The 19711-nt window shown below is 73.4% G+C and carries 21 protein-coding genes and 1 pseudogene; 7 read left to right on the top strand and 15 right to left on the bottom strand.

Features of this window, described 5'->3' with window-relative positions:
• Positions 1-122: 122 nt before the first annotated feature.
• From JD276_RS02155 to purM, 4 genes are all read right to left on the bottom strand, one after another.
• Positions 123-437: a DUF7882 family protein gene (locus tag JD276_RS02155; protein ID WP_200113358.1), complete on the bottom strand. Its 315-nt coding sequence runs from the start codon at positions 435-437 to the stop codon at positions 123-125.
• 93 nt (positions 438-530) lie between these two features.
• Positions 531-1157, bottom strand: coding sequence for a hypothetical protein (locus tag JD276_RS02150; RefSeq protein ID WP_200113356.1), 627 nt, complete (start codon positions 1155-1157; stop codon positions 531-533).
• A gap of 59 nt (positions 1158-1216) precedes the next feature.
• Complete coding sequence (locus JD276_RS02145) at positions 1217-1729, bottom strand: amino-acid N-acetyltransferase (RefSeq protein ID WP_200113354.1); 513 nt, start codon at positions 1727-1729, stop codon at positions 1217-1219.
• A gap of 5 nt (positions 1730-1734) precedes the next feature.
• The gene (gene purM, locus JD276_RS02140; protein ID WP_200113352.1) at positions 1735-2844 is read right to left on the bottom strand and encodes a phosphoribosylformylglycinamidine cyclo-ligase; all 1110 of its coding nucleotides are present in this window, start codon (positions 2842-2844) and stop codon (positions 1735-1737) included.
• Positions 2845-3029: 185 nt separating this feature from the next.
• Between purM and purF the strand changes: the two genes are divergently transcribed.
• Positions 3030-4490 (top strand): amidophosphoribosyltransferase, encoded by a 1461-nt coding sequence (gene purF, locus JD276_RS02135; RefSeq protein WP_200113350.1) that lies wholly within the window; start codon positions 3030-3032, stop codon positions 4488-4490.
• 136 nt (positions 4491-4626) lie between these two features.
• On the opposite strand, the gene JD276_RS02130 is transcribed toward purF, so the two are convergent.
• The 4 genes and pseudogenes from JD276_RS02130 to JD276_RS02115 form a co-directional block, all read right to left on the bottom strand.
• Positions 4627-4905, bottom strand: coding sequence for a twin-arginine translocase TatA/TatE family subunit (locus JD276_RS02130; protein ID WP_372432805.1), 279 nt, complete (start codon positions 4903-4905; stop codon positions 4627-4629).
• Positions 4906-4950: 45 nt separating this feature from the next.
• Complete coding sequence (gene tatA / locus JD276_RS02125; protein WP_200113334.1) at positions 4951-5250, bottom strand: twin-arginine translocase TatA/TatE family subunit; 300 nt, start codon at positions 5248-5250, stop codon at positions 4951-4953.
• 40 nt (positions 5251-5290) lie between these two features.
• The gene (locus tag JD276_RS02120; RefSeq protein ID WP_200113332.1) at positions 5291-5680 is read right to left on the bottom strand and encodes a hypothetical protein; all 390 of its coding nucleotides are present in this window, start codon (positions 5678-5680) and stop codon (positions 5291-5293) included.
• A 223-nt stretch (positions 5681-5903) separates the two neighbouring features.
• Positions 5904-6251 (bottom strand): annotated as a pseudogene (locus JD276_RS02115) (sterol carrier family protein); the annotation flags it as partial.
• A 200-nt stretch (positions 6252-6451) separates the two neighbouring features.
• Between JD276_RS02115 and purD the strand changes: the two are divergent.
• Complete coding sequence (gene purD / locus JD276_RS02110) at positions 6452-7705, top strand: phosphoribosylamine--glycine ligase (RefSeq protein ID WP_200113328.1); 1254 nt, start codon at positions 6452-6454, stop codon at positions 7703-7705.
• An 80-nt stretch (positions 7706-7785) separates the two neighbouring features.
• On the opposite strand, the gene JD276_RS02105 is transcribed toward purD, so the two are convergent.
• A complete protein-coding gene (locus JD276_RS02105) occupies positions 7786-8754 on the bottom strand; it encodes an SRPBCC family protein (protein ID WP_200113326.1) in 969 nt (322 codons plus the stop codon).
• Between the two features lie 162 nt (positions 8755-8916).
• Between JD276_RS02105 and JD276_RS02100 the strand changes: the two genes are divergently transcribed.
• From JD276_RS02100 to purQ, 4 genes are all read left to right on the top strand, one after another.
• Positions 8917-9816: a phosphoribosylaminoimidazolesuccinocarboxamide synthase gene (locus JD276_RS02100; RefSeq protein WP_307866404.1), complete on the top strand. Its 900-nt coding sequence runs from the start codon at positions 8917-8919 to the stop codon at positions 9814-9816.
• A 59-nt stretch (positions 9817-9875) separates the two neighbouring features.
• On the top strand, positions 9876-10238 hold the full coding sequence (locus JD276_RS02095; RefSeq protein WP_200113317.1) for a variant leucine-rich repeat-containing protein: 363 nt from the start codon (positions 9876-9878) through the stop codon (positions 10236-10238).
• Positions 10239-10329: 91 nt separating this feature from the next.
• Positions 10330-10587, top strand: coding sequence for a phosphoribosylformylglycinamidine synthase subunit PurS (gene purS, locus JD276_RS02090; protein WP_200113315.1), 258 nt, complete (start codon positions 10330-10332; stop codon positions 10585-10587).
• A complete protein-coding gene (gene purQ / locus JD276_RS02085) occupies positions 10587-11291 on the top strand; it encodes a phosphoribosylformylglycinamidine synthase subunit PurQ (RefSeq protein ID WP_200113313.1) in 705 nt (234 codons plus the stop codon). The genes purS and purQ overlap by 1 nt, the downstream gene beginning before the upstream one ends.
• Positions 11292-11393: 102 nt before the next feature.
• Here the strand turns inward: purQ and JD276_RS02080 are convergent, their stop codons facing one another.
• The 6 genes from JD276_RS02080 to hemE are packed head-to-tail and all read right to left on the bottom strand — an operon-like array spanning position 11394 to position 18167.
• Entirely contained in the window at positions 11394-12782 is a 1389-nt protein-coding gene (locus tag JD276_RS02080) for a glutamate-1-semialdehyde 2,1-aminomutase (protein WP_200113311.1), read from the bottom strand.
• Complete coding sequence (gene hemB, locus JD276_RS02075; protein WP_200113309.1) at positions 12779-13756, bottom strand: porphobilinogen synthase; 978 nt, start codon at positions 13754-13756, stop codon at positions 12779-12781. Before hemB ends, JD276_RS02080 begins: the two co-directional genes overlap by 4 nt.
• The gene (locus JD276_RS02070; RefSeq protein WP_200113307.1) at positions 13753-14643 is read right to left on the bottom strand and encodes a uroporphyrinogen-III synthase; all 891 of its coding nucleotides are present in this window, start codon (positions 14641-14643) and stop codon (positions 13753-13755) included. Before JD276_RS02070 ends, hemB begins: the two co-directional genes overlap by 4 nt.
• A complete protein-coding gene (gene hemC / locus JD276_RS02065) occupies positions 14643-15683 on the bottom strand; it encodes a hydroxymethylbilane synthase (RefSeq protein WP_200113305.1) in 1041 nt (346 codons plus the stop codon). Before hemC ends, JD276_RS02070 begins: the two co-directional genes overlap by 1 nt.
• The gene (gene hemG, locus JD276_RS02060) at positions 15680-17101 is read right to left on the bottom strand and encodes a protoporphyrinogen oxidase (RefSeq protein ID WP_200113296.1); all 1422 of its coding nucleotides are present in this window, start codon (positions 17099-17101) and stop codon (positions 15680-15682) included. The genes hemC and hemG overlap by 4 nt, the downstream gene beginning before the upstream one ends.
• A complete protein-coding gene (hemE, locus tag JD276_RS02055; RefSeq protein WP_200113288.1) occupies positions 17091-18167 on the bottom strand; it encodes a uroporphyrinogen decarboxylase in 1077 nt (358 codons plus the stop codon). Before hemE ends, hemG begins: the two co-directional genes overlap by 11 nt.
• Positions 18168-18286: 119 nt before the next feature.
• Between hemE and JD276_RS02050 the strand changes: the two genes are divergently transcribed.
• Positions 18287-19687, top strand: a complete 1401-nt coding sequence (locus JD276_RS02050) for a glutamyl-tRNA reductase (RefSeq protein WP_233615169.1) — start codon at positions 18287-18289, stop codon at positions 19685-19687.
• The last annotated feature ends 24 nt before the right edge of the window (positions 19688-19711 follow it).

The following is a 19711-nucleotide window of genomic DNA, read 5'->3' as shown; positions in this document are numbered from 1 at the left end:
CGCCCGAGTTCCCCGGTACGCCGGCTCGACGCGGCAGGACGGGGCCCTCCCACCATGTTAGGGGGTGAGCCGCAGCGGCGAGCAGCGCGCGCCCGCGCGGCCTCGACCTCCCCTGTCGGATCCTACGCGGCGATCCGCTCCGCGTCCTGCTCGGAGATCATGATGAGCCCGCGCGGCGTGTTGGCGAGGCGGTTCATCACGTCGATCCACGCGGGATTGAGCTCGGGAGGCCGGCTGCCGGAGAACCGGAACACGAGCGGGATGTGCGGGGAGACCCACACCGATATCCGGCCGCTTCCCCTCTCGACGGGGTTCGCCCAGCTGATGAAGAAGCACTCCTGCCGCCGGAGCTTGATCCCCACCGCCGCCTTCAGGTGGGCGAGCATGCGGTCCTCGATCTCGTACTCGGCTGCGCCGTCGTATACCAAGTGGCCCATGGGCACATGGTGGCACTCTTTCCTCTCCCGTGGGGCCGGGTTAAGTGGCTTTGCGCCGGCGGGCCGCGCCGCGCCGTCGTGCGGACCGTTCGATCAGTACAGCAGGAACTGCGCCGTTCCCGCGCCCTGTACCTCGCCGACGGCGACCCGCAGATGGTAGGAGGCGCCGCCCGCAGTGACGGGCTCACGCGTAATCCCGCAGGTATCGGGGCTGCTGCGCTCTCGGTTCCAGGTGAGGGGCTCGGTCTCGAGCGGCTGGCCCGGTTCCAGGATCACGTTGCGATGGTCGGGCTCCTCCATGCAGTCGCTCGCGCGCCACACCTCGTCGTCGCCGCTCGAGATCGCGAACTGCATGCCGGCTGTGCCGAGGTCGGTCGAGCAGGCGGCGTCGCCCGTGTTCTCGACGCTCAGCGAGAGCTGCGGCTGCACGCCCTCGGCGTAGCTCTGCGCGTCCGTCATCGGGGTCACGGCGAGCTGACCCGCGGAGCAGGCGGGCGGCTCGTCGGCGTCCTCCTCCTCGTCCGGCTGCTCCTCCGAGGCGGCGATGTCGCCGGGCACGGAGACCTCGCCCGCGCCTCGCGCCCCGCCGCTGGAGCCCGGCTTCACCACGATGAGCACGACCACCGCGATCAGCGCGAGCAGACCGAGCAGCACGAACAGGCGCCGCCGGATGTACACCTTCCGATCCTTCGGCCCCACCGGGTTACGCAGCGTCGACATGGCGACAGCGTAACGCTCGCCGCCGACGATCGGCGGCAGACTCGCGCACCCGCGCGAAGCTAGAGGCGCTTCAGCATGCGGGTGTTGCCGAGGGTGTTGGGCTTCACCCGCGCCAGGTCGAGGAACTCGGCCACGCCCTCGTCGGTCGAGCGCAGCAGCTCGGCGTAGACGTCCGCCGCGACGAGCTCGGCGTTCTCGCTCACGGCGTCGAAGCCGTGCCGGCCGAAGAAGTCGACCTCGAAGGTCAGGCAGAACAGCTGGGTCAGGCCGAGCTCGCGCGCCCGATCCTCGAGCGCGGCGAGCAGGCGGTGGCCCACCCCGCGTCCGAGCCACTCCTCGGCCACGCCCAGCGTGCGCACCTCGCCCAACTGCTCCCACATCACGTGCACCGCTCCGTACCCGACGACGCGATCCTCGGCGTCGACGGCGACGAGGAACTCCGGGACCGAGCCGTAGAGCACCACCAGATCCTTGCCCAGCAGGATCCGGCGCTCGACGAGCGGTGCCATCAGCTCGACGATGCGCGGCACGTCGGCCGTGCGAGCGGGTCTGATCCCGATCTCTTCAGCCATGGGATCTAGGCCGCGTAGTCGCCGACGAGACGCACCGCGCCGCCGTCGACCCCCTTGGCGCCCTGCTCGAACCCCGCGAGATCGCGTGCGCCGGTGGAGACGGCGCCGACCTGCCACGTCTCGAGACCCTCGGCGCGCAGCTTCTCGGCGACGCGGTCCGCGCGTCGCTCCTCGACCACCGCGAACATGCCGACGCCGAGGTTCCAGGCGTCCTCGAGGCTGCCGAGGCTGTGCCCGCCGAGCTCCGCGAGGTGGCGGAAGACGGGCAGCGGCGACCAGGTGGAGCGGTCGATCTCGGTCCACGCGCCGACGGGCAGCACGCGGGCGAGGTTCGCGGCGATCCCGCCGCCGGTCACGTGGCTGAGGGAGTGCACCGCGCCGTCGAGCTCGGCGTCCTCGAGCACGCGGAGCAGCGGAGCGGTGTACAGCGCGGTCGGTTCGAGCAGCGCCTCGCCGTAGCTCGTGCCGAGCTCGGCAGTGCGATCGGAGTAGCCGACGCCCCGCTCGGCGAGGATGTGGCGCACCAGCGAGAACCCGTTGGAGTGCAGGCCGGAGGCCGCCATCGCCAGCACGACGTCGCCGTGCTGCACGCGCTGCGGGCCGAGCATCCTCTCCGCCTCGACCACGCCCGTCGCCGCGCCGGCCACATCGTACTCATCGGGGCCGAGCAGACCCGGGTGCTCGGCGGTCTCGCCGCCGACGAGCGCCGTGCCCGTGGCCTCGCACGCCCCGGCGATCCCGCGCACGATGTCGGCGATGCGCTCGGGCACCAGCTTGCCGCAGGCGATGTAGTCGGTCATGAAGAGCGGCTTCGCGCCGACCACCACGATGTCGTCCACCACCATGGCGACGAGATCCTGCCCGATCGTGTCGTGCTTGTCGATCGCCTGCGCGATCGCGACCTTCGTGCCGACGCCGTCGGTCGAGGAGGCCAGCAGCGGCCGTCGGTAGCCCAGCAGCGCGGAGGCGTCGAAGAGCCCGGCGAAGCCGCCCACCCCGCCGAGCACCTCGGGCCCCTGAGTGCGCGCCACAGCCGACTTCATCAGCTCGACGGCAACGTCGCCGGCGGCGGTGTCCACCCCGGCCTGGGCATAGATCGACGAGTTCTCGCTCACTCCGACAGTCTACAGGGCCGCCACACGGCGACCCGCGGCTGCCTCCCGAGCGCCCTGCCTGAGTGCGGGCTGCGGAGCGACCATCGCAGGCCCCTGCACGTGCGCGAAGCGGCCGGGGGTGTGGGAGACTTGGAGAGGCCCGTTTCCCCGGGCACACCCGACTTCTCAGGGAGCAAACACACAGCATGTGCGGCATCGTCGGCATCGTCTCGTCCGAGCCCGTCAACCAGCAGGTCTACGACAGCCTGCTCCTGCTTCAGCACCGAGGCCAGGACTCCACCGGCATCGCCACCGTCGACGGCGACCGCTTCCACATGGTGAAGGCGAACGGCCAGGTGCGCGAGGCCTACCGCACCCGCGACATGCGCCAGCTGCTCGGCAACGTCGGCCTCGGGCACGTCCGCTACGCCACCCGCGGCTCGGCCGCCCGCGAGGAGGAGGCGCAGCCCTTCTACGTCGGCGCCCCCTACGGCATCATTCTGGTGCACAACGGCAACCTCACGAACACGCGCGAGCTCACCGCCGAGCTGTTCAACGTGGATCGCCGCCACCTGAACACCCACTCCGACACGGAGCTCCTGCTGAACGTGCTCGCGAACGAGCTGCAGGCGGGCATCACCGGGCTGCAGCTCGACGACGAGCAGGTCTTCGACGCGGTCGCCAGGGTCCACGAGCGGGTCGAGGGTTCCTACGCGGCGATCGCGATGATCGCCGGCTACGGTCTGCTCGCGTTCCGCGATCCGTTCGGGATCAGGCCGCTCGTGCTGGGGCGCCGCAAGGCCGAGAACGGCCAGGACGAGTGGGTCGTCGCCTCGGAGTCGCTCGTGCTCGAATCGGGCGGCTACGAGATCGTGCGCGACGTCGAGCCCGGCGAGGCGATCATGATCTCCCCCGACGGCTCGATGAAGTCGCGCCAGTGCGCCGCGGCCCGGAAACTCGTGCCCTGCGCCTTCGAGTACATCTACCTCGCGCGCCCCGACTCGGTGCTCGACGGCATCTCGGTGTACGACGCCCGGCTGCGCCTCGGCGACGTGCTCGCCGAGGAGATCGCCGAGCAGCTGCAGGGCGTCGACGTCGACGTCGTGATGCCGATCCCCGATTCAGCGCGGCCCAGCGCCATGCAGGTCGCGCAGAAGCTCGGCATCGAGTACCGCGAGGGCTTCTTCAAGAACCGCTACGTCGGCCGCACCTTCATCATGCCCGGCCAGGCCGTGCGCAAGAAGAGCGTGCGCCAGAAGCTCAATGCCATGAGCACCGAATTCGCGGGCAAGAACGTGCTGATCGTCGACGACTCGATCGTGCGCGGCACGACCTCGCGCGAGATCGTCGAGATGGCCCGTACCGCCGGCGCGAAGTCCGTGATCTTCGCCTCCGCCGCCCCGCCGGTGATCTACCCGCACGTCTACGGCATCAACATGCCGACCCGCTCCGAGCTGATCGCGCACGGCCGCACCCCGGCCGAGATCGCCGAGGGCCTGGGCGCCGATCACCTGATCTACCTGAGCGTCGAGGGCATGAACCGCGCCATTCTCGAGGGGCAGGATCACGTCACGGAGCTCGAGCAGAGCTGCTTCACCGGTGAGTACATCGCCGGCAACGTCGACGAGGAGTACCTCTCCTGGGTCGAGGCGACGCAGGAGAGCTAGGGTCCGCGCCGGAGGCGCCGGCGAGGCGGGGATCGGGGTCGGGATCGGGATCGGGAGAAGCCTCGGGACTCCCTCCCGGGCGCGCGAAGAAGGCCCCCGACCGAGGTCGGGGGCCTTCTTCGCGGCTATCGGAGCGCTACGGCCTGTCGGAGTTGCCCTGATCGTTCCGGGGCGGGTTGCCGGTGGCGGTGCCGCCGGGAGCGGTGCCGCCGGGAGTGGCATCGCCGGAACCGTCCGAGGAGTTCGCGACACCCTCGCCGCCCTGATCGCCCTTCGCATCGGCGTCGCTGCCGCCGACCTCCTTCTTCAGGATCTTCATCGACTGCCCCAGGCTCTTCGCGAGCCCCGGCAGCTTCGGCGCGCCGAACAGCAGCAGCACGATGAAGACGATGACAATGAGGGTTGGCCCCGTCATATTTCCGAACATAGCTAGAACGCTCCCATCATTGATGTCCGGCCATTATCGCACGTCACCCGGGCGGCCGGTCGTCGGAAGGTCCGCATCCGCGGCAGCGGCGCTCGCGGCGGCGGGAGCGGCCGTGCCGGCCGAGGTCGCGGGGGCGGTGGTCGCGGAGGCCGGGGCGGCGGCCGCGGGAGCCGCCGGGGTCTCGCCCGACTCGTCTCCGCCGACCTCCTTCTTGAGGATCTTCAGCGACTGGCCGAGACTCTTCGCAAGCGCGGGGAGCTTCGGGGCACCGAACAGCAGGACGATGATGAAAACGATGACGATGAGGTGCGCACCGCTCAGTCCCTGGATCATGGGAGCAGACTCCGTTCGATAGATTCGGCGAGCTTCTCGCTCACCGCATGTCGGCCTGGATCGCGACGCCCGTGCCGCGTTGCCGCTTCGCGATCATACCCAGGATCAGCGAGAAAACACCCCCCACCGCGAGACCGAGAGCGGCCCCGATGAGGAGCATGAAGCCGACGACCTGCCCCATCGTGTACTCGGCTCCCTCTTCGATGGGGAACAAAAGGCTGATCAGCGCGGCGATCAGGGCTCCGACGACGGCCCCGCCGAGAATCACCCGTGAATACCTGACGGACCGCTGCAGCCCGACCTGGAGCTCGGTCTCCTCGATCACGGGATCGGGATCCCCGACCTCGGCCGCGAGTGGCGCCTGCTCGGGAACCTCGGCTTCGGGCGCGGTTGCCGGTTCGTGACGACCGGCGGGATCGGAGATGCTCATGCCCCCTATTCTCGCAGGCCCACGCTGAGGTTCCGCCCGACCGCCGTGCGACGTCAGCGTCGCGACGTCACCGCGGTGCGGCACCACCGCGGTTCGGCGCCAGCGCGGTCCGATGTCACCGCGCCGGGCCGCGGTCATCGCCGTCGGGACCGGCGAATCCGAGATCCACCGTTCCGTCCGCAGTTCCCGCGCTCGGGGTTCCCGCGCTCGGGCGAGATCGCACCAGCGGGAGCAGGCCGTCGAGATCGGCCCGTGATCCCGAGGCGATCACCCGGCCGTCGCGCAGCGCCCGTTCCCAGTCGAGATCGCCCGAGGCGAGCGCGATCCAGGTCGCCGGATCGGTCTCGATCACGTTCGGCGGCGTGCCGCGCGTGTGACGCGGACCGGTCACGCACTGGGTGGCCCCGAACGGCGGCACGCGCACCTCGACGGAGTTGCCGGGCGCCCGCTCCGCGAGCTCCTCGAGCAGGTAGCGCACGGCGGCGGCCATCACGGGGCGGCCGGTGTCTCCCCCCAGCGCGGCGGCGAGCGCCGCTCTGCCGTCCTCCTCGGAGATCCTGCGCTTCGCCATGCCACCACCCTACCGCCGGGCTCGGCGCCGCCTGCCGCCTGCCGCCCGCCCGTCGCCGTCGCCGTCGCCGTCCGTCGAGAAAGCATGCTTGCTCCGCGGTCGCATCACAACTGCGGGGGTTTCGATGCGACCGTGGAGGTTCGATGCACCTGGAGGACGCGGAGGGACGCGGCGAACGCCGGAAAGGTAGGCTGGGAATCGTGAAGATCCTCGTGCTGGGCCCGGGAGCCCGTGAACATGCCATCGTCCGCGCGCTCCTCGCCGAGGAGGCGGGGCACGAGATCGTCTGCGCGCCGGGAAACGCAGGTGTCGCCGCGGAGGGCGTGGAGACGCCCGAGCTGGCGTTCACCGATCCCGTGGCCGTCGCGAACTTCGTGCAGCAGCGGGGCTTCGACCTCGTGGTCATCGGCCCCGAGGCCCCGCTGGTCGCGGGTGTCGCCGATCCCCTCCGCGAGCGCGGAGTGCCGGTGTTCGGCCCGGGGAAGGCGGCGGCCGAACTCGAGGGGTCGAAGGCGTTCGCCAAACGCATCATGGCGGAGGCGGACGTTCCCACCGGCCGCGCGGTGCGCGTCGAGACGGTTGAGGCCGCCGGCGACGTGCTCGACGAGTTCGGCGCCCCGTACGTGGTGAAGGCCGACGGGCTCGCCGCCGGCAAGGGGGTGCTCGTCACCGAGGACCGCGACGCCGCCCTCGAGCACGTCGCCACGTGGGCTCCGCACGGCGACGTGCTCGTCGAGGAGTTCCTCGACGGCCAGGAGGTCTCCCTCTTCTTCTTCGCGGACGGTCACGACGTCGTCGCCCTCAGCCCCGCGCAGGACTACAAGCGCATCTTCGACGGTGACGAAGGCCCCAACACCGGCGGCATGGGCGCCTACTCGCCGCTGCCCTGGGTCGCCGACGACTTCGTGGAGCAGATCACCGACACCGTGGCGCTGCCGACCGTGCGCCAGCTCGAGTCGGAGGGCACTCCCTTCATCGGGCTGCTCTACTGCGGCCTCATCGTGACCTCGAAGGGCGTGCGCGTCATCGAGTTCAACGCCCGCTTCGGCGATCCCGAGACGCAGGTCGTGCTGCCGCGCCTCGAATCCCCGCTCAGCAGCTACCTCTTCGCGGCGGCCTCGGGCACGCTGCAGGCGCAGCCGGCGCCCAGGTTCTCCGACGACGCGGCCGTGATCGTGGTGGTCGCGAGCGAGGGGTATCCGGGCGAGGTGGTGACCGGACGCGAGATCACCGGGCTCGACGCCGCCGCCGAGGTGCCGGGTGTGCACCTGGTCCACGCCGCGACCCAGCGCGACGCCGAGGGGCGCTGGATCGCGACGGGCGGGCGCGTGCTGGGCGTCGTCGCGCGGGGAACGGACTTCGCGGAGGCCCGGGAGCGCGCCTATCGGGCCGTCGATCTCATCGGGCTCGAGGGCGGGCAACACCGCACCGATATCGCCGCGCGCGTCGCCTGAGCGGCCGATCACCTCGTTCGAGCGGCTGAGCGCGTCGCTCGAACGGATGAGCGCAACGAGCCCCCGAGTGCGGTCGGCGACTACCGCCCTCGATCGTCCCCGCTCCCGCGGATGAGATCGTCGAATCCCAGTTCGTCCCAGGCGTCGCCGTCCAAGCCGTCACCGGCGTCCGTCGCGGACCCCGCCGAGCCACCGGCGTCCGACGCGGAACCCGCCGAGCCACCGCTGTCCGATGCGGACCCCTCGGAGCCGGCCTCGACCGTGGGCCGGGCCTCCTCGGGGTCGACGGCATCGGCGGGCGTCGGGGGCGTCCCGTCGCTCACGGTTCCGGATTCCGTCGATTCCCCCGGTTCCACGGCGGGCTCCGTCGATTCCCCGGCGGCAGGGGCTTCCGTGGAGGATTCCATGGCGTCGGGAACGTCGGCGCTCCGCTCTTCGGCTTCGGGCACCTCGGTGCCCGGGCCCTCAGGAGCGAGTTCCTCGGCGCCCGGCCCTTCAGGAGCGAGTTCCTCGGCGCCCGGTCCTTCGGCGGGATCCTCGACAGAGGGCTCCTCGGCGGCGGGCTCCTCGACGGAGGGCCCCACGCCAGCGGACTCCTCCGCCACCGCCTCCGAGCCTCGATCCTCTCGGGGTTCCGGATCCTCCTGCTGCCCGGAGGCGGCCTCGGCGGCGGTCTCCAGATCCTGCATCAGCACCTGCCACCCCTCAGCGGAGGCGGCGGCCCGCGCCGAGGCTCCCGGCAGCGCGTCGAACCCGGTCTCGGTCACGACGACGGCCGTGCCCTCCTCGAGCGAGCGGAGCGTGATCAGCACGGCGGTGGGGCGCTCGTCGCCGGCTTCCGACCACCGGAAACCGATGGCGTGCCCGTCGACGAACACGTCGACCTCGCCCGAGGCGTCGCGGGCGACGCGATCGGGGCCCTCGCCCTCCGACCAGCGCTCGGCCACGGATCCGCCGAGGCGCGGCTCGAGCTCCAACTCGGGCCACCATGCCTCGCGTCGTTCCGCGTCGACGATCAGCGACCACACAGAGGAGCGCGTTGCGGCCATCCGCTTCCGCGCTACCACCGGTCCCAGCGGGATCATAGCCCTCCCATGATTCTCGCTTTCAGCTTAGTGCTCGGCACTGACAACCAGCCTCAGGACACGGACTCGTCAGCATCCTTTCACCCGCGATCCCACCCTTCCCTCCCCGGATGCGAGAATGGTCCGGTGACGAACTCGACGACGCCCCCGCAGCTCGACGGCTGGCTGCACCGCTACTCCGGCAAGGTGCGCGATCTGTACGTGCCTGCCGACGGATCGGACGCCCACCTGCTCGTGGTCGCGAGCAACCGGGTGAGTGCGTTCGACCACGTGCTCGAACCGCCGATCCCGGGCAAGGGCGCGCTGCTCACCGCGCTGTCGAACTGGTGGTTCGAGCGCATCGACCTGCCGAACCACCTCGCGGGTGAGGGATCCGGGGCGCCCGCCGTGCCGGAGGAGGTGGCCGACCGCGCGATGGTCACCCGCCGCCTCGACATGCACCCCATCGAGTGCGTGGTGCGCGGAGCGCTGACCGGCTCGGGCTTCGCCGAGTACCAGCGCACGGGCGCGGTGTGCGGCATCGAGCTCCCCTCCGGCATCGAGGACGGCGACCTGCTGGAGACGCCGATCTACACTCCGGCGTACAAGGCTCCGCTGGGCGAGCACGACGAGAACATCACCTTCGAGCGGAGCGTCGAGCTCGTCGGCGTCGAGGTCGCCACCGCTCTGCGCGACGCTTCGCTGCGCATCTTCACCGCGGCTCGGGATCTCGCGGCCGAGCGCGGCGTGATCCTGGCCGACACGAAGTTCGAGTTCGGCCGGGATCCCGAGACGGGCGCACTGGTGCTCGCCGACGAGGTGCTGACCAGCGATTCCAGCCGCTACTGGGACGCGGAGGCGTACGCCGACACGAGCAGGGACCGCGCCGAGCGTCTCGCGAGCTTCGACAAGCAGATCGTGCGGAACTGGCTGCGGGCGCACTGGGACGGGACCGGCGAGCCGCCCGCTCTGCCCGACGAGATCGTCGAGCGCACCTACGCGCGCTACCGCGAGCTCTACACGCGCCTCACCGGCCTCGAGCGCTGAGCGCCGGATTCCCCGCGTCACCCCCCGCCACCCGCGCCCGCAGGCGCCCCAGGAGCTCCATGATCCTCTCCCCCATCGACGAGCAGGCCGCTTCGGCGATGCTCGGCGATCCCGCCACCTCGGCGGCGTGGCTCGCCGAGATCGCTCAGCAGCACCCCGCGCTCTGGGACCGCATCGCCGAGCATCCGAGCGCCTATCCCCATCTGATCGCCTGGATGACGGAGCACGCGGCGATCGCCCGGCGCCAGGATCCCGGCCTGGAGATCGCCCTCGGGCCGGATACCGAGCCCGTGCCCGCCCCTCCGTCGGCGCCGTCGCGGCGCGGGCCGGCGGCCCGAGTGCTCCTCTTCACCGCTGCGGCGATCGCGGTGGCCGCGGTCATCGCGATCGCCGCGGGGGCGCTGCTCGCCCGGCTCGACTGAGAGAGCGGCGAGGGATCTCGCGGCCCTCCTGCCCGCGCGGTTCCGTGTGCGAGAATTGGAGAGATCCTCACACGAGAAACGGAGATCCCGGGTGCCCACGATTGTTGTTGATGTCATGCCCAAGGCCGAGCTGCTGGACCCGCAGGGGAAGGCCACCTCGGGCGCACTGGACCGTCTCGGGCACGGCAAGTTCCACGACGTCCGCATCGGCAAGCGCTTCGAACTGAGCGTCGACGGCCCCGTCACCGACGAGGTGCTCGCCGAGGCCCGTCAGGTCGCCGACGAGATCCTCTCGAACTCGGTCATCGAGGACGTCGTCGCCATCACCGTCGACGGCGAGGCCGAGTGATGTCGCCCCGTATCGGCGTCGTCACCTTCCCGGGTTCCCTGGACGACCGCGACGCGCAGCGCGCCATCCGCATGGCGGGCGCCGAGCCCGTCGCGCTCTGGCACGCCGAGCACGACCTGCAGGGCGTCGACGCGGTCGTGCTGCCCGGCGGCTTCAGCTACGGCGACTACCTGCGCCCCGGGGCCATCGCCGCGGTCTCGCCGATCATGACGGAGGTCGTGGACGCTGCGAGCACGGGCATGCCCGTGCTCGGCATCTGCAACGGCTTCCAGGTGCTCGTGGAGTCGCACCTGCTCCCCGGCGGGCTGATCCGCAACGCGCACCAGCAGTTCATCCGCCGCGACCAGCGTCTGGTCGTCGAGAACGCCGACACCGCATGGACGCGCGAGTTCGAGCAGGGCGAGGAGATCATCATCCCCCTCAAGAACGGCGACGGGGGCTACATCGCCGACGACGAGACGCTGAAGCGCATCGAGGGCGACGGGCTGGTCGCGTTCCGATACGCGGGAGTCAACCCCAACGGATCGCTGAACGACATCGCCGGCCTCACGAACGAGGCGGGCAACGTCGTCGGTCTCATGCCCCACCCGGAGCACGCAGTCGAGGCCGGCTTCGGGCCCGACACCGCCGATGCGATGCGCTCGGGCCTCGACGGCCTGCGGTTCTTCACCTCCGCGGTGAACGCGCTGGTGGCGCGGGTGTAAGAGGGGGAACGCGCCGCGTTCTCGGGGACGCGGGGCACGATCCTCGACCGCGCCCCGCTATGCCGCGGGGCGCGACGTCCCCGGAATGCCGCAGCGCCGCCGCTAGACCGTCGCCGCGGCGCGGGCGGCCGCCGGCAGAGCCTCGACCACCCGCGCGATCGCGGCGTCGTCGTGCGCCGCCGTCGCGAACCAGGCCTCGAAGGCGCTCGGCGGCAGGTTGACGCCGCCGTCCAGCATCGCGTGGAAGAACGCCCGGTGCGCGGCCGTGTTCTGCCGCTGCACGTCGGCGTAGGTGCGCGGCACCTCGGCGAACTCGCCGAAGAGCACGCTGAACAGGGTTCCGGCGCGCTGCACGCGGTGCGGCACGCCCGCCGCGCTCAGCTCGGAGGCGACCGCTCCCGCGATCGCGTCAGCGGCGTGCCCGAGGCTCCGGTAGGCCGCGGCGTCGGCGTGCCGCAGGGTCGTGAGGCCAGCGGTCACCGCGAGCGGGTTCCCCGAGAGGGTTCCGGCCTGGTACACCGGCCCCAGGGGGGCGAGCATCTCCATCAGCTCGGCGCGTCCGCCGAGCGCGGCGAGCGGCAGCCCGCCTCCGACGACCTTGCCGAAGGTCAGGAGATCGGGAGCGGCGCCCCCGTGACCGACATCCCCATCCCCGGCGCCCCCCGAGACGATACCGCCGGACGCGTCGCGGCCGGCAGACGCTGCAGCGGACTCGATGCCCCAATAGCCGGAAGGCCCGGCGCGGAAGCCCGTGAGCACCTCGTCGAGGATCACCAGCGCGCCGTGACGGTGCGCGAGCTCGATCATGGCCCGGGTGAACCCGGGCGCGGGCGGCAGCACGCCCATGTTGGCGGCCGCGGCCTCGGCGATGACGGCGGCGATCCGGTCGCCGTGCTCCGCGAAGGCAGCCTCGAGCGCCGGCAGATCGTTGTAGGGCAGCACGAGGGTCTGCGCGGCGGTCTCGGCGGTGACGCCCGCGGAACCGGGCATCGCGAGCGTGGCGAGGCCCGAGCCCGCCTCCGCGAGCAGTCCGTCCGAGTGGCCGTGGTAGTGCCCGGCGAACTTGATGAGCAGCGGGCGCCCGGTAGCGCCGCGGGCGAGCCGGATCGCCGTCATCGTGGCCTCGGTGCCGGTGGAGACGAGACGGAGGCGCTCGACGACCGGGACGCGCGCGATGATCTCCTCGGCGAGCTCGGCCTCCTCCGGCACCGAGGCGCCGAAGCCGAGCCCCCGGCCCGCGGCGGCCTGCACGGCGTCGACGACCGCCGGGTGGGCGTGCCCGAGCAGGGCGGGGCCCCAGGAGGCGACGAGGTCGACGTACTCGTTGCCGTCGACGTCGGTGACGAGGGGGCCGCGACCGGACACGAGGAAGCGCGGCGTGCCGCCCACCGAGCCGTAGGCGCGAACGGGCGAGTTCACCCCGCCGGGGATGACGCGGCCCGCGCGCTCGGCGAGCCGGGCGCTGCGGGCGGTGGACACGGCCGCGCTCATCGGATCCACCCCGCGATCTCCGTCGCGAAGTAGCTCAGGACGGCATCGGCCCCCGCCCGCTTGATGCCGAGCACGGACTCCTCGATCGCGCGCCGGCGGTCGATCCACCCGTTCGCGGCGGCCGCCTCGATCATCGCCGCCTCACCCGACACCTGGTAGGCCCACACCGGCACCGGGCTCGTCGCGGCGACGTCGGCGAGCACGTCGAGGTAGCTCATCGCCGGCTTCACCATGAGCACGTCCGCGCCCTCCGCGAGGTCGAGCTCGGCCTCCCGGAGCCCCTCCCTGCGGTTCGCGGGATCCTGCTGGTAGCCGCGGCGGTCTCCGCTCAGCTGCGAGTCGACGGCTTCTCGGAAGGGGCCGTAAAACGCCGACGCGTACTTCGCCGCGTACGCGAGGAGCGCGGTCTCGCGGTGGCCGGCCTCGTCGAGGGCGTCGCGCACCGCCGCGACCTGGCCGTCCATCATGCCCGAGAGCCCGAGCATCGCCGAACCGGCGCGCGCCTGGGCCAGCGCCATGGAGCGGTAGCGCACAAGCGTCGCGTCGTTGTCGACCTCGCCCGAACCGCCGAGCACGCCGCAGTGGCCGTGGTCGGTGAACTCGTCCAGGCAGAGGTCGGTCTGCACGACGAGCGCGTCACCGACCTCGTCGACGACCGCGCGGGTCGCGGCGTTCAGGATCCCGTCGGGGTCGTCGGCGGCGCTGCCGCTGGCGTCGCGCCGCTCGGGCACGCCGAAGAGCATCACCCCGCCGAGGCCGGCCTCGGCGGCCTCCGCCGCTGCGCGACGCAGCGAGTCGAGGGTGTGCTGATGCACACCGGGCATGGAGGAGATGGGCCGCGGCTCGGCGATCCCCTCGCGCACGAACAGGGGCAGGATCAGCTCGGCCGGGTGCAGCCTGGTCTCCGCGACCAGGCGGCGCATGGCGGGCGTGGCGCGCAGACGGCGCGGGCGGACGGTCGGGGTGTGGATCATGGGTCGTTCCCTTCTGCGGGTTCGGAGGTCTGAGGAGCGGAGTGCCGGCCTGCGGGGCCGGGGGCGTCGCGGGCGGTCGCCGCGGGATCCGTGCTCGCGGGCTTCAGCGCCGCCGCGAGCGCGGCGAGCAGGCCCGGGACGGTGTGCTCGTCGGCGACGACGTGGGCGGGGATCCCGCAGCGCTCGAGCGCTCGGGCCGTCGGCTCGCCGATCGCCGCGAGCACGACGGCGGCCGGGAGCGCGGGGAAGCGTCGGGCGACCTCGCGCGCGACGGAGCCGCTGGTGACCAGGATCGCGTCGACGACGCCGTCGGCCACGGCGGCCTCCGCCTCGGTCGCGGGCGGCGCGGGGATCGTGCGGTAGGCGGTGACGCGCTCGGGGCAGTGCCCGGCGTCGCGCAGCGCGCGCTCGAGGGTGTCGTCGGCGATCTCGGACAGCGGCAGCAGGATCCGGGAGGGACGCCCGGAGGCGGGACCGATCACGTCGAGCAGGGCGGCGGCGAGGCCGGAGCCCGAGTAGTCCCGTTCGGGCGCCGCGGCGACCTCGAAGCTCCGAGCCCGCAGCGCCTCGGCCGTCGCCGGGCCGACCGCGGCGACGCGTCGATCCGGCCGCGGACGAGCGCCGGCGTCGGCCGCGGCCGCGGCGCCGTTGGCGCTCGTGACGGCGAGCCAGTCGTACTCGCCGAGGTTCCACCGCTCGGCGGCGGCGATCAGGGGCCCCGGCTCCGAGGGCGGGACGATCTCGATCAGGGGCGCCTCCAGGGGGACGCCGCCGAGCGCGCGGATCGACGCCGAGGCGCGCGCTCCGGCGCCCCCACCGCGGGGGACGAGGATCCGGACCCCCCGGAGGGGCCCGGGATCCTCCGCGGCGTCGGCGAGCGCGCCCATCAGGCGCCCCCGAGCGGCGCGAGCCGGGCGGCGCCCCGTTCGAGCAGCTCGGCGGCGACGGCGCGGCCGAGCGCGAGGGGCTCGGATCCCGCTCCGCCGGCGCTCCCGTCGGTCTCCGCGTCCGATCCGGGGCCCCAGAGGGTCTCGCCCTCCGCGGTGAGCCGCCCGGAACCGTCCAGGCGGTACACCGCTCCCCGCAGCCGCAGCACGTCGCCGGACACCTCGGCGCAGGCGCCCACGGGAGCCGCGCAGCCCGCCTCGAGCGCGGCGAGCAGTGCGCGCTCCGCGAGCGCGCACGCGCGGGCCTCCGGATCGTCGAGCGCGGCGAGCGCCTCGGCGTAGGGCGGCAGCGCGGCGTCCTCCTCGCGCACCTCGATCGCGAGCGCGCCCTGGCCCGGGGCAGCGGGGGCGTCGGCGAGCGAGAAGCGCTCGGTGATCGCGTGCTCCCGGCCGATCCGGTCGAGGCCGGCGGCGGCGAGGACGACGGCATCGAGGTCGGCTCCCACGCGCCCGAGGCGCGTGTCGACGTTGCCCCGCAGATCCTGCACGTCGAGGTCGGGCCGGCGGGCGAGGAGCTGCGCCGCGCGCCTCGGCGAGCCCGTGCCGACGCGGGCGCCCTCGGGCAGCTCCGCGAGCGTCAGTCCGTCCCGCGCGCAGAGCGCGTCGCGGGCGTCCGCGCGCACGGGGACGGCGCCGAGCGCGATGCCGGGACAGGGCGTCGTCGGCAGATCCTTGAGCGAGTGCACGGCGACGTCGCACTCCCCCGCGAGCAGGGCGTCGCGCAGCGCGCTGACGAACACGCCGGTGCCGCCGAGCTGCGAGAGCGGCGCACGCGACGTGTCGCCCTGCGTCGTCACGATGACGAGGGCCACCTCGGCACCGGTCGCGGCGGCGATCGCCTCCCCGACGGTCGTCGTCTGCGCGACCGCGAGAGCACTGCCGCGCGTGCCGATCCGGATGAGACCCGGCCTGGCGGGGGTCGGTCCCGTGGCCCGGAACACCCGTCCGGCGGTGTCTGCAGAGCGTTCGTGGTGGGTCATGTCCGTGATGTTCCTTCGTCGTTCGGGGCGTGGAGCAGCTGTCTGGCGGCGGCGCGGGCGGCGGGGATCACCGACGCGAGGCCGGTGCCGCTCACCCAGTCGCCGATGAGCACGGTGCCCGGAGGGGCGGCGAGCGGCGGGTCGACCGAACCCTCGCGCCCGCGCGCTCCCGGCGGCGCGTTCGTGCGCCACTCCCTCCGCACCATGCCGCGCAGCGACTCCGCGCGCAGCTCCACGCCGAGGATCCGGGAGGCGTCGTTCAGCGCGATGCGCTGCACGGCGGCGTCGCCGAGGCCCGCGGTCTCCGGGGGGCTCCCGGCGCGTCCGTAGGAGACTCTGAGCAGGTGCAGGCCGCTTCCCGCGCGGCGCGCCCGCTCCGGCCACTTCGCGGTCACGTGGGTGAGCGCCTTGGCGGCGATCCCGCGCCGGACGCCGTCGCCGGTGCCCGCGACGAGGGCTCCCGTGCCGCGGGGAGCGCTGTCGAGCAGCGGCTCCTCGAGCGCGAGCGCCACGACCTCGACCCGGGAGGAGGCCTCCTCCGCGGCCGGGGCTCCGAGCACGGTCCGAGCGGCCTCCTCGGGCACCGCGAGGACGACCCCCTCGGCGCGGTCGAGCTCCCGCCCCTCGGCGTCCAGCAGCGCCCAGGCTCCGGCGCGGCGCTCGATCCGCTCGACGGCGACGCCCGTGCGCGCCTTCACCCCGAGGCGCCCGAGCTCGGCGGCGAGGGCGTCGGTGAGCGTCGTCATCCCGTCGCGCAGGCCCGCGACCGCGCCTCCGGCAGCGGATGCGCCGTCGCGCAGCTCGCGGGCCGCGACCACGAGCGAGCCCCGTCGGGCGTAAGCCTGGGCGAGGCCGGGGATCGATGAGAGCGTGAGCCGGGACGGGTCGGTGGAGTGCACGCCGAGCACCACGGGTCCCACCAGCCGCTCGAGCACGCGGCGGCCGAGGCGGACGCGGACCAGTTCGGCGAGGCTCTCGCTCCTCGCTCCGACGCGCCGCGGCAGCAGGCGCTCGGCGGCGGCCCGCACGGAGCCCGGGAGGCCGAGCGCGCGACGCGATTCCCGGGAGAGCGGCTCGGCCGGGATCCCCGCCGTGCCGGCCGCGGGAAGCCGCACGGCCCGTGCGCCGGCGATCACCCATGAGCCGAGCTTCGCCGGCGGCACGATCTCCGCCTCGATCCCGAGCTCGGCGAGGAGCTCGGCCACACCGCCGCCGCGGGTCGCGAACGCCTCGGCCCCGATGTCGATCGGCACGCCCGCGAGGGTCTCGCGCCGGATCCGGCCGCCCAGACGATCCGCCGCCTCGAGCAGCGAGACCTCGGTCCCGGATCCCCCGATCAGCGCGGCCTCTCGGGCCGCGGTGAGCCCGGAGACCCCTCCGCCGATCACGGCGATACGACGAGACCGTTCAGCGCTCATGCGCGAGCTCGACGATGCGCGTCAGCACCGCCGGATCGGTCTCGGGCGGCACGCCGTGCCCGAGGTTCAGCACGTGGGCCGGCGCACGGGAACCGCGCTGGAGCACGTCCTCGAGGTGCGCCTTCAGGGTGTCCTCGGGCGCGCCCAGATAGGCGGGGTCGAGGTTGCCCTGCAGCGGCACCGCGTCGCCGAGCCGGCGGCTCGCCTCGTCGAGCGGCGTGCGCCAATCGACGCCCACGGCGCTCGTGCCCACCGCCGCGAGCTCTTCGAGCAGGTGACCGGAGCCGACCGCGAAGTGGATCGAGGGCACGGTGCCGATCCGCTGCACCGGCTCCAGGGCGCGGCGCGAGGCCGGCGCCACGCGCTCGCGGTAGTCGGCGACGCTCAGCGAGCCGGCCCACGAGTCGAAGAGCTGCACAGCGCTCGCCCCCGCCTGCACCTGCGCTTCCAGGAAGGCGCCGCTGAGTTCGGCCGCCCAGTCGAGCAGTTCCCGCCAGGTCTCGGGGTCGGCGTGCATCAGCGTGCGGGCGCGCAGGTGATCACGCGACGGACCGCCCTCCACGAGGTAGGCGGCGAGCGTAAACGGGGCGCCCGCGAATCCGATCAGGGGCGTCGCCCCCAGCTCGGCCACCGTGAGCCGCACCGCCTCGCGCACCGGTTCCAGCGCCTCGCTCAGCCGATCCGCGCCGAACTCCGCGCGGCAGCGGGCGACGTCCGCCGCAGTGCGCACCGGGTGCGGGAAGACCGGCCCGCGGCCGGCCACCAGGTCGACCTCCACGCCCGCGAGCAGCAGGGGCACGACGATGTCGCTGAAGAAGACGGCGGCGTCGACGCCGTGGCGGCGGACGGGCTGCAGCGTGATCTCGCTCGCGAGCGCGGGGTCGAGGCAGGCGTCGAGCATGCGGGTGTCCGCACGGATCGCCCGGTACTCGGGGAGCGACCGTCCGGCCTGGCGCATGAACCAGACCGGCATCCGCTCGGGACGATCGCCCCGAAGTGCACGGACGAGCGGAGCGGCGCTCGTGCGCCCGTCGACGAGGGGGTGGGAAGCTGTGAGCGTGTTCATCGCTCGAAATGCTAACTTATACATCTGATGAAACACATCTGATGTGGCCCCCAGGGGCCCCTCCGGCCTCGATCCTCCCACATGATCCCCCGATCACACACATAATCGAGAATTTCCGCATGCTGATCTGCCTTTCCATCGACCACCGCGGGGCCCCGCTCCCGCTGCTCGAGCGCATCGAGCGCAACGGCCGAGCGGTCACCCGCGCGTTCGCGGACCCCGCGGCCGCTGACGGCTCGGTGGTGCTGGCGACGTGCAACCGCTTCGAGGTGTACCTCGACTCCCCCGCCGAATCGCACGACGCGATCCTCGATCGCCTCGCCGCCGCGAGCGCGGTGCCGAGGGACCAGATCGTCGCCGCCACCGAGGTGCTCGCCGACGACCGGGCGGCCGAGCACCTCTTCGCCGTGGCCGGCGGGCTCGAGTCGGCCGTCCTGGGCGAGGGCGAGATCGCGGGGCAGGTGCGCCGCGCCCACACCCGCGCCCGCGAGTCGGGCACCCTCACGCACCGGCTCGAACGGCTCTTCCAGACCGCGGCCCGCACCTCGCGCGCGATCAAGCACCGCACCGGCATCCAGTCGACGGGCCGCTCGCTGGTGCGGCTCGCACTCGTCCTGGCCGAGAGCCGCGTCGCGTCGTGGGCCGACGCGCGCGTGCTGCTCATCGGCACCGGGGCCTACGCGGGCGCCACCGTCGCCGCCCTGCGCGCACGCGGGGCGGCACCCGCCAGGGGCGGGTCGGACGGGCGCAGGGGCGCTGGGAGCATCCGCGTGCACTCACCGTCGGGGCGCGCCGCGGAGTTCGCGGCGAGCCGCGGCCTCGAAGCCGTCGCGCCGGGAGAGCTGGACGCCGCGCTGGCCGATGCCGAGCTCGTGATCGCCTGCAGTTCGGTGGAGGATCCGCTGCTCTCCGTCGAGGATCTCCGAGCCGCCCCCTCCGCCGACGGCGGCCCGCGGCTGCTGATCGACCTCGGCATGCCGCGCAACATCGACCCGGCGGTCGCGGGGCTGCCGGGCGTCGAGCTGCTCGACCTCGAGACGATCGCGAAGCACGCCCCCGTGCCCGAGCTCCGCGCCGAGGCGGAGGCTCTCGACATCGTCCGCGAGGCCGCCGCCGAGTTCGCGGCGTCCCAGGCCGAGCGCGAGGCCGTGCCCGCACTCGTGGCGCTGCGCAGCCGCGTGCTCGGGATCCTCGAGGAGGAGCTGTGCCGGGCGCGGCCCGGGCGCGGGGCCGGGGACGCGCCGGGCGCGGGCGCGGAGTCGGGTGCCGCCACGGAGCCGGGTGCCGGCACGGATGCCGGGGCCCGGGCCGGCGCCGGGGGGCCCGCCGGTCGCGGGCCTCATGGCGGTGACGACTCGACCTCTCCCGAGCGCGGCTCGCACGACCTCGAGGCGGCGCTGCGCCGCTTCGCGGGGCGGCTGCTGCACGAGCCGACGACGCGGATCCGCGCGCTCGGCCGCGAGGGGCGCGCGTCCGAGGCCGAGCGCGCGGTCGACGCGCTCTTCGGAATCGGGCACTGAGCCGGCCGGCCCGCGTCCGGGCCG

The sequence above is a fragment of the Leucobacter chromiisoli genome, from assembly GCF_016522505.1.
Classification (GTDB): Bacteria; Actinomycetota; Actinomycetes; order Actinomycetales; family Microbacteriaceae; genus Leucobacter; species Leucobacter chromiisoli.
This window is presented reverse-complemented; position numbering and strand designations above follow the sequence as displayed.